Annotated in this window: 11 protein-coding genes and 1 pseudogene; 4 read left to right on the plus strand and 8 right to left on the minus strand. The window is 71.6% G+C overall.

Annotated features, from left to right (window positions below):
• Positions 1 to 31: 31 nt before the first annotated feature.
• Both coaE and AB0D53_RS11375 read right to left on the minus strand, forming a co-directional pair.
• A complete protein-coding gene (gene coaE / locus AB0D53_RS11370; protein ID WP_362443498.1) occupies positions 32 to 634 on the minus strand; it encodes a dephospho-CoA kinase in 603 nt (200 codons plus the stop codon).
• A 39-nt stretch (positions 635 to 673) separates the two neighbouring features.
• Complete coding sequence (locus AB0D53_RS11375; RefSeq protein WP_362443501.1) at positions 674 to 1,612, minus strand: PAC2 family protein; 939 nt, start codon at positions 1,610 to 1,612, stop codon at positions 674 to 676.
• A gap of 473 nt (positions 1,613 to 2,085) precedes the next feature.
• On the opposite strand from AB0D53_RS11375, the gene AB0D53_RS11380 reads away from it, so the two are divergent.
• Positions 2,086 to 3,048 carry a right-handed parallel beta-helix repeat-containing protein gene (locus tag AB0D53_RS11380; protein WP_362443504.1) on the plus strand — a complete coding sequence of 321 codons (963 nt, stop codon included), beginning with the start codon at positions 2,086 to 2,088 and terminating at the stop codon, positions 3,046 to 3,048.
• A 97-nt stretch (positions 3,049 to 3,145) separates the two neighbouring features.
• Here the strand turns inward: AB0D53_RS11380 and rpsA are convergent, their stop codons facing one another.
• On the minus strand, positions 3,146 to 4,657 hold the full coding sequence (rpsA, locus tag AB0D53_RS11385) for a 30S ribosomal protein S1 (protein ID WP_072483117.1): 1,512 nt from the start codon (positions 4,655 to 4,657) through the stop codon (positions 3,146 to 3,148).
• A 398-nt stretch (positions 4,658 to 5,055) separates the two neighbouring features.
• On the opposite strand from rpsA, the gene AB0D53_RS11390 reads away from it, so the two are divergent.
• Entirely contained in the window at positions 5,056 to 5,880 is an 825-nt protein-coding gene (locus AB0D53_RS11390) for a class I SAM-dependent methyltransferase (RefSeq protein WP_362443507.1), read from the plus strand.
• A gap of 55 nt (positions 5,881 to 5,935) precedes the next feature.
• Entirely contained in the window at positions 5,936 to 8,449 is a 2,514-nt protein-coding gene (gene hrpB / locus AB0D53_RS11395; RefSeq protein ID WP_362443510.1) for an ATP-dependent helicase HrpB, read from the plus strand.
• On the opposite strand, the gene AB0D53_RS11400 is transcribed toward hrpB, so the two are convergent.
• From AB0D53_RS11400 to AB0D53_RS11410, 3 genes are all read right to left on the minus strand, one after another.
• Complete coding sequence (locus AB0D53_RS11400) at positions 8,424 to 9,419, minus strand: DUF3068 domain-containing protein (RefSeq protein WP_362443513.1); 996 nt, start codon at positions 9,417 to 9,419, stop codon at positions 8,424 to 8,426. The two genes, hrpB and AB0D53_RS11400, sit on opposite strands and share 26 nt — an antisense overlap.
• Positions 9,420 to 9,476: 57 nt before the next feature.
• Positions 9,477 to 9,614 carry an SPW_0924 family protein gene (locus AB0D53_RS11405; protein WP_362443516.1) on the minus strand — a complete coding sequence of 46 codons (138 nt, stop codon included), beginning with the start codon at positions 9,612 to 9,614 and terminating at the stop codon, positions 9,477 to 9,479.
• Positions 9,615 to 9,757: 143 nt separating this feature from the next.
• Positions 9,758 to 11,440 carry a lytic murein transglycosylase gene (locus AB0D53_RS11410; RefSeq protein ID WP_362443519.1) on the minus strand — a complete coding sequence of 561 codons (1,683 nt, stop codon included), beginning with the start codon at positions 11,438 to 11,440 and terminating at the stop codon, positions 9,758 to 9,760.
• Positions 11,441 to 11,627: 187 nt separating this feature from the next.
• On the opposite strand from AB0D53_RS11410, the gene AB0D53_RS11415 reads away from it, so the two are divergent.
• Positions 11,628 to 12,452, plus strand: coding sequence for a DUF4184 family protein (locus AB0D53_RS11415; RefSeq protein ID WP_362443522.1), 825 nt, complete (start codon positions 11,628 to 11,630; stop codon positions 12,450 to 12,452).
• Between the two features lie 51 nt (positions 12,453 to 12,503).
• Here AB0D53_RS11415 and AB0D53_RS11420 read toward each other — a convergent pair.
• Positions 12,504 to 13,604 (minus strand): annotated as a pseudogene (locus tag AB0D53_RS11420) (hypothetical protein); the annotation flags it as partial.
• 204 nt (positions 13,605 to 13,808) lie between these two features.
• The gene (gene polA / locus AB0D53_RS11425; protein ID WP_362443525.1) at positions 13,809 to 16,520 is read right to left on the minus strand and encodes a DNA polymerase I; all 2,712 of its coding nucleotides are present in this window, start codon (positions 16,518 to 16,520) and stop codon (positions 13,809 to 13,811) included.
• Positions 16,521 to 16,558: the final 38 nt, after the last annotated feature.

The following is a 16,558-nucleotide window of genomic DNA, read 5'->3' on the forward strand; positions in this document are numbered from 1 at the left end:
CGCGCCGGGGCCGGCGGACCGGCCGCCCGGGTCAGCCGGCCGCGGCCCGCTCGGCCAGCTCCGCCCAGACCTTGCGGACCTGGGGCTCCAGGCCCTCCAGCGGTCCGTCGTTGTCGATGATCAGGTCGGCCACGGCCCGGCGCTGCTCCCGGCTGGCCTGGGCGGCCATCCGGGAGCGGGCCTCGGGCTCGGTCATGCCGCGCAACCGTACCAGCCGGTCGAGCTGGGTCGCGGGGCTCGCGTCCACGACGACGACCAGGTCGTAGAGCGGTGCCAGGCCGTTCTCGGTGAGGAGGGGTACGTCGTGGACGACGACCGCGTCGGGCCCCGCGGCCCGCTCCAGTTCGGCGGAGCGGGCGCCGACCAGCGGGTGGACGATCGCGTTGAGCGCGGCGAGCCGGTCGGCGTCGGAGAAGACGATCGAGCCGAGCTTCGGCCGGTCCAGGGTGCCGTCGGCGGTGAGGACGTCGGCGCCGAACTCCTCGACGACGGCCGCGAGCCCGGGTGTCCCCGGCTCGACGACCTCGCGGGCGATCCGGTCCGCGTCGATCAGCACGGCTCCGTATCCGGTGAACAGCCGTGACACTTCACTCTTGCCGGCGCCGATCCCACCGGTCAGGCCCACTTTCAGCATGACCGGCAGCCTAGTACGCGCGCGGAGCGGCGGAAGGAGTCAGATGTCTCCCTCGCGCTCCGCGAGGAACCGCTCGAATTCGAGGCCGATCTCGTCGGCGGACGGCAGGTCCACCGGCTCGGCCACCAGATTGCCGCGGGTCTCGGATCCGGCGACCGCGTCGTACTGGTGCTCAAGGCCCTCGACGAGCGAGACGAGCTCCTCGTCCCCCTCGTCGATCTGCCGGTCGATCTCGGTCTGGGTGCGGTGCGCCTCCGTGCGCAGCGCATGGGCGACGGCCGGCAGCACCAGGCCGGTCGCGGCCGTGATCGACTCCAGCGCGGTGAGCGCCGCGTCCGGGTACGCGGAGCGGGCGACGTAGTGCGGCACATGGGCGGCGACACCGAGGACGTCGTGTCCGGCCTCCATCAGCCGGTACTCCACCAGGGCTTCCGCGGAACCGGGCACCTGTGCCTCGTCGAAGGGGCTGCGGTGGCCGGGCATGAGGTCCGTGCGGTTGCCGTGCGGGGTGATGCCCACGGGGCGGGTGTGCGGGACGCCCATCGGGATGCCGTGGAAATTCACCGCGAGGCGGACGCCGAGGCGCTCGACGATCTGCTCGACCGCGGCGGCGAAGCGCTCCCACTCCACATCGGGCTCGGGCCCGGACAGCAGCAGGAAGGGCGCTCCGGTGGCGTCCTGCACGACCCTGACGTCGAGCGTCGGGGTCTCGTAGGCGGCCCAGCGGTCGCGCCGGAAGGTCAGCAGCGGGCGGCGTGCGCGGTAGTCGACGAGACGGTCGTGGTCGAAGCTGGCCACGACCTGGTGCGGCAGCGTTTCGAGCAGGCCGTCCACGATCTGCTCGCCGGCCTCGCCCGCGTCGATGTATCCGTCGAAGTGGTAGAGCATGACCAGGCCGGCCGACTCCTGGGCGAGCGCCATGTCGACGACGGCCAGGCCCTTCGGCTCCCATTCGTACAAACTCTGCGGATCAGCCACGGTTACCGCTCCTCCTCGTGTTCCTGGAGAAGAACGTCCGGCAGGGCACATGCATTCCCGGACTGTGCCCTTTCAGCCACCGGTTCATGCCGGAACGAGTGCGGGAACCCGGGTCCCGTCGGCGGCGGCGGACACCCGCCCGTCCGCCGGGAACACCGGCATCGGCCCCAGGGACACGGGCGTTGGTGTTCACGTCGGTGAACACCCGTGCGGAAAAGCCGAGTTCACGGCAGGTCGGGGACCGCCGGGATCCTCGCCGGGGGACATCACAGGGTGTCGGATTCCCATGCATCCTACAAGCGTTCCCCCGTTCACCCGCCCCTCTCTCCCACGCCTCTCCCCCGCCCGGCGGGCATTGGTCCAGACATTGACACGGCCGCACCGCGTCCCTACCGTCACTGGGCAGCACGTTCAGAGACTCGCCCCACATTCATGTACGAGAATCTCGAACATCTCGACGGGAAGGCACCCCCATGCGCACCCGCACGCTGTTCCCCGCCCTGCTGGCCATCGCGCTCACCACCGGCGGGCTCGCCCTCGCCTCCGCCACCACGGCGGGTGCGGCCACGGTCATCGACGTGAGCACCGCCGCCCAGCTCAAGTCCGCCCTCACCGCCGCGGCCCCCGGCGACACGATCCGGCTCGCCGACGGCACCTACACCGGCAACTTCAAGGCGACCGTCCCCGGCACGGCCTCCGCCCGGATCACCCTCGCCGGCTCCGCCAAGGCGGTCCTCACGGCCGGCGGGGGTTACGGACTGCACCTCAACGGCGCCTCCTACTGGACCGTCGAGGGCATCACCGTCACCGGCGGCCAGAAGGGCATCATGGCCGACACCGCCACCGGCGTCGTCATCGATTCCGTGACCGTGCACGATCTGGACATGGAGGGCGTCCACTTCCGCAAGTCCAGCAAGGACGGCGTCATCAGGAACTCACGGATCTACGACACCGGGCACGACGGCCGCGGCATGGGCGAGGGCGTCTACGTCGGCACGGCCGGCGATCTCTCCGACCGGAGCGACCGGGTCCAGATCCTCGACAACACGATCGGTCCGGGCGTCGGCGGCGAGAACGTCGACATCAAGGAAGGCACCACCGGGGCGAGGATCATCGGCAACACCTTCGACGGCAGCGGGCTGACCGGCGCCAACTACGACGACTCCTGGGTCGATGTGAAGGGCAACGCCGTCCTGGTCGAGGGCAACAAGGGTTCCCGTACGACCAACAACGGCTACGAGACCCACACCCAGCAGAGCGGCTGGGGCTGCGGCACCGTCTTCCGCGACAACACCTCGGACCTGACCGGCGCCAAGGGCGACAAGCAGATCGCGATCAACGTCACCAACTACGGCGCGGGCTGCCCGACCACCGTCCACAGCAGCAACACGGTGACCGGCGGCAAGGGCCTCACCAATATCGCCGTCACGCCGTAGCCGCCCGGCGGAAACGAGTGAGGCCCGCCCCCCGAAGGGAGCGGGCCTCACTTTTCAGCTACTGCGGTCGATCATCGACCGGAGGGGGTGCAGAGCGTCAGCTCTGGCCGCCCGCCAGCTTCTCGCGCAGGGCAGCCAGGGCCTCGTCCGACGCCAGGGCGCCGGAGTTGTCCGCGGACTCCGAGGAGTACGAGCCGCCACCGCTGCCGCCGGAGGCAGCCGGGGCGCCACCGGCCGGGGCGGCAGCGCCCTCGGCAGCAGCGGCCTCGTCGGCCTCGCGGGACTTGATGACCTGGGCCTGGTGCTGCTCGAAGCGCTGCTGCGCCTCGGCGTACTGCGTCTCCCACGCCTCGCGCTGGGTCTCGTAGCCCTCGAGCCAGTCGTTGGTCTCGGGGTCGAAGCCCTCGGGGTAGATGTAGTTGCCCTGGTCGTCGTAGGACGCGGCCATGCCGTACAGGGTCGGGTCGAACTCGACCGAGGCCGGGTCGGCACCGAAGGACTCGTTGGCCTGCTTCAGCGAGAGGCTGATGCGACGGCGCTCGAGGTCGATGTCGATGACCTTGACGAAGATCTCGTCGTTGACCTGGACGACCTGCTCCGGGATCTCCACGTGGCGCTCGGCCAGCTCGGAGATGTGGACCAGACCCTCGATGCCCTCGTCGACGCGCACGAACGCACCGAACGGAACGAGCTTGGTGACCTTACCGGGAACGACCTGCCCGATCTGGTGCGTGCGGGCGAACTGCTGCCACGGGTCTTCCTGCGTCGCCTTGAGCGACAGGGAGACGCGCTCGCGGTCCATGTCCACGTCGAGAACCTCGACGGTGACTTCCTGGCCGACCTCGACAACCTCGGAGGGGTGGTCGATGTGCTTCCAGGAGAGCTCGGAGACGTGCACGAGACCGTCGACGCCGCCGAGGTCCACGAACGCACCGAAGTTGACGATCGAGGAGACGACGCCGGAGCGGACCTGGCCCTTCTGCAGGGTCGTGAGGAACGTCTGGCGGACCTCGCTCTGGGTCTGCTCCAGCCAGGCACGGCGGGACAGGACCACGTTGTTGCGGTTCTTGTCCAGCTCGATGATCTTGGCCTCGAGCTCCTTGCCCACGTAGGGCTGGAGGTCGCGGACGCGGCGCATCTCGACGAGGGAGGCCGGCAGGAAGCCACGGAGGCCGATGTCGAGGATGAGACCACCCTTGACGACCTCGATGACGGTACCGGTGACGATCCCGTCCTCTTCCTTGATCTTCTCGATCGTGCCCCAGGCACGCTCGTACTGAGCGCGCTTCTTGGACAGGATGAGACGGCCTTCCTTGTCCTCCTTCTGGAGAACCAGGGCCTCGATCTCGTCGCCGACCTTGACGACCTCGTTCGGGTCGACGTCGTGCTTGATCGAAAGCTCGCGGGAGGGGATGACGCCTTCGGTCTTGTAACCGATGTCGAGCAGGACCTCGTCCCGGTCGACCTTCACGATGACGCCGTCGACGATGTCGCCGTCGTTGAAGTACTTGATCGTCTCGTCGATCGCGGCGAGGAAGGCTTCCTCGTTACCGATGTCGTTGACCGCTACCTGCGGGGTGGTGGCGGTGGTCTCGGTGCTGCTCGTCATGTGGGAAAGGGCTCCGGTACGGACAGTGAGTCGTAGGTACTGCTACGCCGGGAGCCCGTATCACCTCTGCAGAAGCCGGACAGCTCGGGAAGCGCCGACCCCGTCGGACGGGAGGCGCCTCGTGAACCGAGGGGACATACAACAGATGCGAGCGCGGCCTGCTAGGTCTGAGGCGCGCAGGCTCGCAGCGCAACTTGTAGCATACGGGGGCAGCCGGGCACGGTCAATGCGCGAAGGCGCACACCGGGGGCGCAACGGCTCATATCCGGCGCAACTCGTGTTCCCCGAGGCCAGATCGGCCCAGGAGACATTCCATGGGCACGGGAGCCGTACTCACAGGTGCCCCGAGCCGCATACCGCGCGCGGCGGGGTACGGGCAAACTACAACGACGGACACGATGAGCCAAGAGATCTACGCGGCCGAACCGGAAGCGACCCGTCGCGAGGCGTCGGAGGCCGAGAGCAGCCGCGCCAGTCGCGGCTGGTGGGACCGGAACGCCGACGAGTACCAGAGCGACCACGGCACCTTCCTCGGCGACGACCGTTTCGTCTGGGGCCCCGAGGGGCTCGACGAGGCGGAGGCCGGCCTGCTGGGTACCGCCGCGTCGCTGCGCGGCCTGGACGTCCTGGAGATCGGTGCGGGTGCCGCGCAGTGCTCCCGCTGGCTCGCCGCGCAGGGCGCCCGTCCGGTGGCCCTGGACCTCTCGCACCGGCAGTTGCAGCACGCGCTGCGGATCGGCGGCAGCGATGTGCCGGCGGTCCGACTGGTGGAGGCGGACGCCGGGGTGCTGCCGTTCCGGGACGGCTCCTTCGACCTGGCGTGCTCCGCCTACGGCGCGGTGCCCTTCGTCGCCGACCCCGTGCAGGTCTTCCGCGAGGTGCACCGGGTGCTGCGTCCCGGGGGCCGCTGGGTCTTCTCGGTGACGCACCCGGTCCGCTGGGCGTTCCCGGACGAGCCGGGGCCGGAGGGCCTCTCGGTCGCGGCCTCCTACTTCGACCGCACCCCCTATGTCGAGCAGGACGAGCGGGGCGACGCCGTGTACGTCGAGCACCACCGCACGCTGGGCGACCGGGTGCGGGACGTGGTGGCCGGCGGCTTCCGGCTGGTCGATCTCGTCGAACCGGAGTGGCCCGCCTGGAACCACCAGGAGTGGGGCGGCTGGTCCCCGCTGCGCGGCAACCTCATCCCCGGCACGGCGATCTTCGTCTGCGAACGGGACTGATCCCGTACCGCCACCGGGGTGAGTCGGCGGGCGCGCGCCGTACGAGACTGGGGGCGTGATCCGTACCGACGCCCTGGACCAGTTGCCCGTACGCACCGCTGTGCCCGCCCTGGAGCGGGCGCTCGACGACCGCGGCGTGGCGGTGCTGTGCGCGCCGCCCGGCACCGGCAAGACGACACTCGTACCGCTGGTCCTGGCCGGTCTGGCCGGGGGCGGCCCGGTGCGCAGGGTGGTGGTGGCCGAGCCGCGGCGGATCGCCGCGCGGGCGGCGGCGCGGCGGATGGCGTGGCTCGTCGGGGAGCAGGCCGGCGGCCGGGTGGGGTTCACGGTCCGCGGGGAGCGGGTGGTGGGGCGCGACACGGTGGTGGAGGTGGTGACAACCGGTGTGCTGCTGCAGCGGCTCCAGCGCGACCAGGAGCTGGCCGGGGTCGACGTGGTGATCATCGACGAGTGCCACGAGCGGCATCTGGACGCGGACACGGTCGCCGCGTTCCTGCTCGATGTGCGGGAGGCGATCCGGCCCGATCTGCGGCTGGTCGCCGCGTCCGCGACGACCGACGCGCAGGGCTGGGCACGGCTGCTGGGCGATGCCCCGGTGGTCGAGGCGCAGGGTGTCTCCCATCCGGTGGAGGTGGTCTGGGCGCCGCCGGCCGCCGCGGTGCGGCCGCCGCACGGGATGAGGGTCGATCCGGCGCTGCTGGCGCATGTCGCCGCGACGGTGCGCCGGGCGCTCGCGGAGCGGGACGGCGACGTGCTGTGCTTCCTGCCGGGTGTCGGCGAGATCGGCCGGGTGGCGGGGCAGCTGGCCGGGGTGGGTGCCGAGGTGCTCCAGGTGCACGGGCGGGCTCCGGCGGCGGTGCAGGACGCGGTGCTGGCCGGGTCGTCCGGCGAGGGACGGCGGGTGGTGCTGGCGACCTCGGTGGCGGAGTCGTCCCTGACGGTGCCCGGGGTGCGGGTCGTGGTCGACTCGGGGCTGGCCAGGGAGCCGCGCACCGATCACGCCCGGGGGCTGAGCGCGCTGACGACGGTGCGGGCCTCGCAGGCGGCGGGGAGGCAGCGTGCGGGCCGGGCCGGGCGGGAGGCGCCCGGGGCGGTGTACCGGTGCTGGGCCCGGGCGGAGGACGGGCGGCTCGCCCGGTTCCCGTCCCCGGAGATCAAGGTCGCCGACCTGGCGGCGTTCGCGTTGCAGGCGGCGTGCTGGGGCGACCCGGACGCCTCCGGGCTGGCGCTGCTCGACCCGCCGCCGGCGGGTGCGATGAGTGCGGCGCGCGAGGTGCTGACGGCGGTCGGCGCGGTGGACGCGGACGGGCGGGTGACCGACCGGGGCGTCCGGATGTCCCGTCTCGGCCTGCATCCCCGGCTGGCGCGGGCACTCCTGGACGGCGCCGCCGAGGTGGGCGGGCGGCGGGCGGCCGAGGTGGTGGCGCTGCTGAGCGAGGAGCCGCCGCGGGAGTACGGGGACGATCTGGCGGCCGCGCTGCGCAGCGCCCGGCGGGGCGGGGACGGGTACGCGGCGCGCTGGCGGCAGGAGGTGCGGCGGCTGTCCTCGTCGGTGCGGGACGTGGCCGGGGGTTCCGGGCCGGACGACGCGGCCGTCGGCCTGGTGGCGGCGCTGGCGTTCCCGGAGCGGGTGGCGCGGGCCCGGGGCGAGGGGGTGTTCCTGATGGCGTCGGGGACGGGTGCGGAGCTGCGGGACGGTTCGGGGCTGCGCAGCGCGCCCTGGCTCGCGGTCGCGGTCGCCGACCGGCCCGCGCACTCGGCGTCCGCGCGGGTGCGGCTCGCGGCCGTCATCGACGAGGACACCGCGCGGGCGGCCGCCGGGCATCTGCGGTTCGCGGGCGAGGAGGTCCACTGGTCGGGCGGCGACGTGGTGGCCCGCCGGGTGGAGCGGCTGGGCGCCGTCGAGCTGTCGGTGCGTCCGCTGAAGCAGCCGGCGCCCGGGCTGGTGCGTGAGGCGCTGGTCGAGGGTCTGCGGCGGGAAGGGCTCGGGCTGCTGCGCTGGACGCGGGAGAGCGAGCAGTTGCGGGAGCGGCTCGCCTTTCTCCACCGTGAGCTGGGCGCGCCCTGGCCGGATGTGTCGGGGGACGCGCTGCTGGAGCGTACCGGGCAGTGGCTGGAGCCCGAGCTGTCGCGGGCCCGGCGGCGCTCCGATCTGGCGCGGATCGACGCGGGGCAGGCGCTGCGGCGGCTGCTGCCGTGGGCGACGGGCGAGGCGGTGCGGCTGGACGAGCTGGCGCCGGAGCGGATCGAGGTGCCGAGCGGTTCCCGTATCAGGGTGGAGTACGGCGGGGCGCAGCCCGTACTGGCGGTGAAGCTCCAGGAGCTGTTCGGCCTGCGGGAGACCCCGAGGGTGGCCGGGGTGCCGGTCCTGGTCCATCTCCTCTCCCCGGCCGGCCGTCCCGCGGCCGTCACCGCCGATCTGGCGTCGTTCTGGCGGGACGGCTACCGGGCCGTGCGGGCGGAGCTGCGCGGCCGCTACCCGAAGCATCCGTGGCCGGAGGATCCGACGACCGTGGAGGCGACCCGGTTCACGAAAGCGCGGCTCAAGCGGGAGCGGGGGCAGGAGTAGGGGCGGGGTCCGGTGTTCCGTCCGGGCGGCGGGAGCGGGCCTCCAGCCACAGGGCGAGGGCGAGCAGTCCTGCGCCGAGTACCAGGAAGCCCCATGGCAGGTACGAGGTGAGCAGCAGGACCAGCAGGCGCTGGGACCTGACCAGGTCGACGATCGATTCCACGTAGTCCGGGCGCATCTTCACATGCCCGGCGAACACGGTCATGGTGTCCTGCGGCATTCCCATCTTCCTGGCGTTGCGCAGCTCCTCCTTGTGGATCTCCTCGCCGTTGACCGGTGCTCCGGTGACCGGGTCCACCCAGAACATCCGCTTGGTGGTGTACCAGCGGGTCATGCCCGTCTTCGCGATCTGTTCCGGGGTGACGCCCTTGATCGGCATCTTCTTGGGCATCGGGACCCTGGTCCACGGGATGGTCTGCTCGAAGTAGTAGACGTCCATGCCGTGGAAGGTGCGGGTGCCCTTGTAGTGGATGGGCGAGCTGGTGCGGGCCTGGGCGTCGAAGTACTCGTAGTCGCGCTTCTCGGTGAGGAAGGGCCACTTGAACTCGATGCCCTCGCGCCGGACCGGGTCGCCGTCGACGGATTCGCCGGTGGCGTGGACGGGGGCCTGGCTGTGGGCGTCGAAGATGTAGCGCTCGGGGATCTCGGAGACCATCTTGCCGTCCGGGCCGGCCACGAAGCTGAGGGCGTCCCAGACGACGACGTCGCGTCCGGCGCTGCGTTCGATCTTCTCGGACTCCTCGACGTTGCCCTTGAGGGTCTGCACGATGGTGACCTTGGGGACCTTCTTCACCTTCATGTTGTCGTTGTAGTCGAGGAGGGTGGCGGGCTTCGCCTCCAGCACCGTCTCCTGGTACTGACTGGGCGGGATCTTCGCCAGCCTGGGGAAGGCGTACCAGCGCAGCAGTGGCGACATGGCGGCGAAGAAGACGGCGAACGCCAGGAGTACGAGGCTGGCTCGGCGGCGCATGGTGGTGCCCTCCCTCGGCTTCGGTTGCTTCTTGCGGTGGTCAGTGCCGCAGGGGCCCTAGTTCTTGGGGCCCGGGATGGTGGTCAGCAGGGGTTTGGGCGAGGTCTCTCCCGGCGGGGCGCCGACCGCGCTGATGGTGAGGACGAGCGCGAGGGCTGCGGCCAGCCCGATGGCGGCGGCGACGAGAGCACGCATGCCGGTCCTCCCGGAGAGCATGGATCTGATGGGTCGTCAGGGTTGGGGCACCGTAGCAACGCGGGCGCGAGATGAGAACACGTAGAACAGCCCCTCTGCCGGGTGGTGGCGGAGGGGCTGCTGTTCCGTGCGGTCGGGCGGGGTCAGACGGCGGGGGCCTCGGGGGCCTCGGGGGTCTCGGGGGCCTCGACCTTCAGCTCGATGACGATCGTGGCGCCGCCCTCGGTGGTGAGGCGCAGCTTGTAGGTGCCGGCGTTGTCGTCGGCGTAGATCCTGGGCAGCTTCAGGGTGCCGTCGGCGCCGGTCCTCAGCTCGGTGAGGGTGCGGACCGGCTTGTCGTCGGCGTCCTTGAAGTAGGGGCCCTTGTCGTTCTCGGCCGGTTCCTCGGCGTCGGTGATCATGGTGGCGGTGACGGCGACACCGGCCGCGAGCGCGCCCTTGTAGGTGGCCTCGACCTCGACGGTGTCGGCGAACTCGGTGCCGGGCGCCGCGGTCAGTGCCTTGTCGTCGGTCCTGGTGATCGCGTCGGCCTGACGGGCGGTGACGGTCGCGGTGTAGATGACGGGGGGCAGCGCACGGCCGGTGGCGGTGGCCCGCACCGTGAACTTCCCTGCCTTCTCGCCCGCCTTGAGCACCGGGGCGGTGACGGTGCCGTCGGCCGCGGTGGGAAGGGTGACGGCGGTCTTCCCGCCGTCGAAGGCGGCGTCGGTGTCACCGGCGACGGTGAAGGTCACGGACACCTTGGCGAGCGGGCCGCCGAGGCTGTTCCTGGCCCGCACCTTGATCCGCTCGGCGAAGGCGTCGCCCGCGGTGGCGGTGAGCGTGCCGGTACCGGCGTTCTCCACGCCCGCGAGGGTCCGGGCCGGCGGGGTCGTCGGCGTGGTCGGGCCGGTCGTTCCGCCGCCACCCGGCTTCGTCGGGTCCGGGCTCGGCTCGGGCTTCGGCTTGGTCGTCCCGGACGGCGAGGGGGACGGGCTCGGGCTGCCGGAGCCGTGGTCCGTACCTCCGCCGAGGACGGGCGGCACGGCGCCGGTTCCGTCGGGGATCTCGTGGGTGCCGCGGTTGTAGTAGTCGAACCACGAGCGGACGGTGCGCAGATAGGCGTCCGAGTGGTTGTAGCTCAGGACCGCCCGGTCGAGGTCCGCGGCGAGGGACAGATCGCGGGAACCGGCGCAGAGATAGCGTCCGGCGGCGAGCGCCGCGTCGTAGATGTTGTTGGGGTCCTTGCGGCCGTCGCCGTTGCCGTCCTGGCCCCAGGTCGCCCAGGTGGACGGGATGAACTGCATCGGGCCGACGGCACGGTCGTGGGTGGAGTCCCCGTCGTACTCCCCGTTGTCGGTGTCCTTGATCATGGCGAAGCCCCGGCCGTCGAGGACCGGGCCGAGGATCGGCGAGAACGTGGTGCCGTTCGCGTCGACCCTGCCGCCGCGGGCCTGGCCCGACTCGACCTTGCCGATGGCGGCGAGCAGCTGCCAGGGCAGCCGGCAGGCGGCGTCGGTGTCGGCGACGGTCCGCTCGGCCTTCCTGTACGCGGCCAGGATCGAGGCCGGGATGCCGGATTCCGCGCTGCCGGTGACGGGCAGATTCGTGGACGTACCGGGCTTGTTGGGGGTGTGCAGCGGGGGCAGGTCCGTGTAGTACGGCGAGTTGCCGGTGGCCGCGCTGTCGTCGGGCGGAGGGGTCGTCCCGGTGGACTGCTGGTCTCCGCTGTCGGTGACCAGCGTGGCACCGGGGGCCCCCGATGCGGAGAGCGCCGCCACGGCGACGGCGGCCACAGCGGTGGTGGTCGCCCCCTTGCGAAGTCGGCGACCGAATTGCGCTGCCATAACCTCTGGCCCCTCCCCTTCGTCGACTGTCCGCGCTCCCCAGCAGCAGGACTCAGGCGACCCTACGGCAACTTGTGCCGCCGGGACACTGTGCACTGACCGGTTCTTACCTCTTTTTCACGTTCCGGACGGCAAGTTGTACGGCGGTGGTCGGGCGGGCGACGACGGCTCACCCATACTTGCCGCCATGCCGTTCACACTGAGTCATGCCGCCGCCGTTCTCCCCGGGATGCGGCGGAACGGGACGGCGCGCGGGCCGCTGTTCGCCTCGGCCCTCGTCGCGGGATCGTTCGCCCCCGACATGACGTACTACGCGGACACCGCGGTTCCCGGCGCCATGGAGTTCGGACGGGTCACCCACTCGGTGTGGGGCGTGTTCACGGTCGACGTGCTGATCACCGCGGCCGTGGTGGCGCTGTGGCTGCTGCTGCGCGAACCGCTGGTGGCGCTGCTGCCGGAAGCCTGGCAGGGGCGGGTGCACGCGTTCCTGCGGGGGCGGCCCGGGGCCCGGGGTGTCCGGGAGGCCGCCGGGTTCGTGCTGTCGGCGGTGACCGGGGCCGCCACCCATGTCGTGTGGGACGCCTTCACCCATCACGACCGGTGGGGTGTGCGCCTGGTGCCGCTGCTCGACGGGAGCTTCGGCGGACTTCCGGTGTTCCAGCTGGTGCAGTACGGCAGTTCGGCGGTGGCCCTGGCGGTGCTCGTCTGGTTCACGGCGTCGGGGCTGCGGCGGACCGGGGCGCGCCCGGCCCCGCCGTCCGTGCCGGTGCTGGACCGCCGGGCGCGTCGGTCGGCCGGAGTGCTGCTGAGCGTCTGCGTACTGCTCGGTGTCGCCCACCGGTGCGCACGCTGGTACGCGTACTTCGGGCACATCGACACCCCGCTGGACATCATCCCGACCGCCTGCTTCGGCGCCGGGGCGGGGCTGGTGGTGGGCCTGGTGCTGTACGGAGCGTGGATGCGGCTGCGGCGACCGCGCACAGCCGCACCGGCGACCGCCGGACGGGCGTAGCGTCTTTCGTCCGGATCGGCCCGGCATCATCCGGACGAGAGGCCCTGGCCAGGAGCGGGTGGCGGTCGCGCAGCTGTCGCCCGCGGCCCTCGTGCCGTTGCTCTTGTCGACCGGCTTGCTGCGGTCGTACGGATCGACCCGGTGGGCCCCGTCGGCGGGCTGCTCGTCGGCCGTGCCGAAAGGTGGCACGAAATAGCCGGTCGGTGCGGAGCAGCCGCCGTTGACCATGTCGAGCGCGTACGAGACGAGGGACATCGTGCCCGGTTCGGTGATGACCTCGGCCGGGTCGTCCCGGCTCATCACCACCTCGCGCCGCACGACCGTACGGACGGCCTCGGCGCCCCGCCCGCCGTCACCCCGCCGTCGCCCGCCGGGGTGACCGGGTACACGAAGGTGACATCCGCCGCCACCTCGACCGCCCCCGTTTCCCCTCCCGGTACGTGAGCCGGCCACGTGTCCTGACCACGTCACCGACCAGCCGGGACTGCTCCGGCCGGAAACGGCTGAACAACAGCAGCGGGCCGGTCCTGTCGGTGGGCTCCGCCGACGACAGGGCGGTACGGAGATACTCCTGGACGTCCTGCTGATGCGGGTTCAGCAGCGCGATCGCCTTCGTGGGCCGCTCACCGCGCAGCACACGGGAGTCGAGCCCCGCGGCCACCAGGAAGTCCCGGCTCCGTCGCAGTGCCCGCTCGACCTGGGCGCCGTCCATCCAGCCGGTCGCCTCGGCCGGCGGGACCGTGATCCCTGCCGCTCCGTCGGCCCAGCGGGCGGCGGGCGAACCCCGGAAGGGCTCGGCGAGGGTGGGGCGCAGATCCCGCTCGGCGCCGGGAGCCTCCCGCGGACGTTGCGACTCCGCGGCCAACGGCGCCCTGTCCTGTCCGTCGTCGTCGCCGCCGCCGAACCATCCGACGACCTGCTGCGGGAAGAGCGCCACGACCAGGAGGGCCAGGACCGCCACCAGCCCGGTCACGTACCGGCCCGTCCTGCGCCGGGGCCGGGCCGGTGAGTACGTACCCGGCCTTCCGGCTGCCCCGAACCCTCCCGCAACCGCCGCTCCACCTCACGGGCGCGCGCCGACGGCTCCACAGGAGCCCCGGCCGCACCCGTCACCGATTCACGGAGGAACCGCTCCCACTCCTCGTCGGACAACGACGAGCCGCCCTGCCCCCGGCCCCGCTCACACCGCACCCCCGCTCTCGCTCGATCGCTCGACGGCCCCATCGCCCGGCCGTCCGGTCAACCGACTGTGCAACGGCCCGACGAGAGCCGCCCCCAAGATCGCATGAGCAGGCCACAGGCCCGGACGGGCCCGGAGCACACTGCGCTCCGGGCCCGTCCCACACCTTTGGCAGATCAGTGCGCCGCGGACTCCCAGTCCGCACCGACACCCACCGAGACATCCAGCGGGGCGCGCAACTGCACGGCCGTGGACATCTCGTGGCGCAGGATCTCCTCCACCTGGGCCCGCTCGCCCCCGGCGATCTCCAGCACGATTTCGTCATGGACCTGGAGCAGCATCCGGGACTTCAGCTTCGCCTCGGTCAGCGCCCGGTCGACCTGCAGCATGGCGACCTTGACGATGTCCGCGGCCGTGCCCTGGATCGGGGCGTTGAGCGCCATCCGCTCGGCCATCTCGCGGCGCTGGCGGTTGTCGCTGTTGAGGTCGGGCAGGTACCGGCGGCGACCGAAGACCGTCTCCGTGTATCCCGTGGCCCTGGCCTCCTCGACCACCCGGTGCAGATAGTCACGCACTCCGCCGAACCGCTCGAAGTAGGTGTCCATCAGGCCGCGTGCCTCGCCCGCCTCGATGTTCAGCTGCTGGGACAGACCGAACGCGGAGAGCCCGTACGCCAGTCCGTAGCTCATGGCCTTGATCTTGCGGCGCATCTCCGGATCGACGGCCGACTTGTCGACGCCGAAGACCTGCGAGGCGACCGTCGTGTGCAGGTCCTCGCCGGAGGTGAAGGCCTCGATCAGGCCCGCGTCCTCCGAGAGATGCGCCATCACCCGCAGCTCGATCTGGCTGTAGTCGGCCGTCATCAGCGTCTCGAAACCCTCGCCGACGACGAAGCCGCGGCGGATGGCCCGGCCCTCGTCCGTACGGACCGGGATGTTCTGCAGGTTGGGGTCGGTGGAGGACAGCCGGCCCGTCGCCGCCACGGTCTGGTTGAACGTGGTGTGGATACGGCCGTCCGCCGCGATCGTCTTGACCAGGCCCTCGACCGTGACCCGCAGCTTGGCCTGCTCACGGTGGCGCAGCATGATCACCGGCAGCTCGTGCTCGGTCTGCGCGGCGAGCCAGGCCAGCGCGTCTGCGTCCGTGGTGTACCCGGTCTTCGTCTTCTTCGTCTTCGGCAGGCCCAGCTCGCCGAAGAGGACCTCCTGGAGCTGCTTGGGCGAACCGAGGTTGAACTCACGGCCGACCGCGGCGTGCGCCTCCTTCACCGCCTGCTGCACCGCACCGGCGAACTGCTGCTCCATACCCTCCAGGTGAGCCCGGTCGGCGGCGATGCCGTGCCGCTCCAGACGCGCCAGCAGCGCGGACGTCGGCAGCTCCATGTCGTGCAGCAGCTCCGCCGCACCGACCTCCGCGAGCCGGGTGGTGAACGCGTCGCCCAGGTCCAGCACCGCCCGGGCCTGCGCCATCAACGACTCGGCCTCGGCCTGGTCGTCCGCACCGAAGGCCAGCTGCCCGTCGGACGCCGCGGCGGGCGCCAGCTCACGGCCCAGGTACTCCACCGCCAGCGCGTCCAGCGCGAAGGAACGGCGGCCGGGCTTGACCAGATACGCGGCCAGCGCGGTGTCCATCGTGACGCCGCCGACCTGCCAGCCGTGCTCGGGGAAGACCCGCATGGCGCTCTTCGCGTTGTGCATCACCTTGGGCCGGTCCGCGTCGGCGATCCAGGCGGCGAACGCCTGCTCGTCCCCCCCGTCCAACAGGGCCGGGTCGAACCAGGCCGCCGCGCCGTCCGCCGCGGCCAGCGCGATCTCGGTGACCGCGCCGCTGCCCACCGCCCAGGTGTCGACCGTGGCCACACCGAGCGGCTGCCCGCCGTGCTCGGCGAGCCAGGGCGCGAGCCCGCCCGCGCCCAGCACCACACCGTCCAGCTCGACACCCGCGGCGGGCGCCGGGGCCTCCCCCTCGGCCGCCCCCGGATCGACGGCGAGCAGCCGCTCACGCAGGCTCGGGTTACGGATCTCCAGAACATCCAGCACACCCGTCACCGCGGTGCGGTCGTACGGTGCGCGCTCCAGGTCCTGCGGGGCCTTCGGCAGCTCCACATCACGGACCATCTCGGTCAGCCGGCGGTTCAGCCGCACCGCGTCCAGGTGGTCCCGGAAATTCTGCCCGGCCTTGCCCTTGACCTCCTCGGCACGCTCGACCAGCTCGTCGAACGAACCGAACTGATTGATCCACTTCGCGGCGGTCTTCTCACCCACACCGGGAATGCCCGGCAGGTTGTCCGACGGGTCACCGCGCAGCGCCGCGAAGTCGGGGTACTGCTGCGGCGTGAGCCCGTACTTCTCCTCGACCTTCGCCGGGGTGAAGCGCGTCAGCTCCGAAACACCCTTGGTCGGGTACAGCACGGTGACATTGTCCGTGATCAACTGGAACGAATCCCGGTCACCGGTGACGATCAGCACCTCGAAACCGGCCGCCTCGGCCTGCGTGGCCAACGTGGCGATGACATCGTCCGCCTCGAAGCCGTCGACCGCGAAACGGTCCGCGTGCATCGCGTCCAGCAACTCGCCGATCAGCTCGACCTGGCCCCGGAACTCGTCCGGGGTCTTCGAACGGTTCGCCTTGTACTCCGGGAACTCCTGCGAGCGCCAGGTCTTGCGCGAGACGTCGAACGCCACCGCGAAATGCGTCGGCGCCTCATCACGCAGCGTGTTCGCGAGCATCGACGCGAAGCCGTACACCGCGTTCGTCGGCTGCCCCGACCCTGTCGTGAAATTCTCCGCAGGCAGCGCAAAGAACGCCCGGTAAGCCAGGGAGTGCCCGTCCATCAGGAGCAGGCGCGGTCGGTTGTCTGCCGTCTTCTTCGATGCCGTCTCAGCCACGCCCCCGATCCTGCCACGGACCACTGACAATCCCGACC

This window comes from Streptomyces sp. NPDC048295, from assembly GCF_040652135.1.
GTDB lineage: Bacteria > Actinomycetota > Actinomycetes > Streptomycetales > Streptomycetaceae > Streptomyces.

Excerpts from the sequence above, each read along its gene's own strand:
- coaE (WP_362443498.1), bottom strand. The coding sequence starts at position 634 with ATGCTGAAAGTGGGCCTGACCGGTGGGATCGGCGCCGGCAAGAGTGAA.
- AB0D53_RS11380 (WP_362443504.1), top strand. The coding sequence starts at position 2,086 with ATGCGCACCCGCACGCTGTTCCCCGCCCTGCTGGCCATCGCGCTCACC.
- rpsA (WP_072483117.1), bottom strand. The coding sequence starts at position 4,657 with ATGACGAGCAGCACCGAGACCACCGCCACCACCCCGCAGGTAGCGGTC.
- AB0D53_RS11390 (WP_362443507.1), top strand. The coding sequence starts at position 5,056 with ATGAGCCAAGAGATCTACGCGGCCGAACCGGAAGCGACCCGTCGCGAG.
- AB0D53_RS11400 (WP_362443513.1), bottom strand. The coding sequence starts at position 9,419 with ATGCGCCGCCGAGCCAGCCTCGTACTCCTGGCGTTCGCCGTCTTCTTC.
- AB0D53_RS11405 (WP_362443516.1), bottom strand. The coding sequence starts at position 9,614 with ATGCGTGCTCTCGTCGCCGCCGCCATCGGGCTGGCCGCAGCCCTCGCG.
- AB0D53_RS11410 (WP_362443519.1), bottom strand. The coding sequence starts at position 11,440 with ATGGCAGCGCAATTCGGTCGCCGACTTCGCAAGGGGGCGACCACCACC.
- AB0D53_RS11415 (WP_362443522.1), top strand. The coding sequence starts at position 11,628 with ATGCCGTTCACACTGAGTCATGCCGCCGCCGTTCTCCCCGGGATGCGG.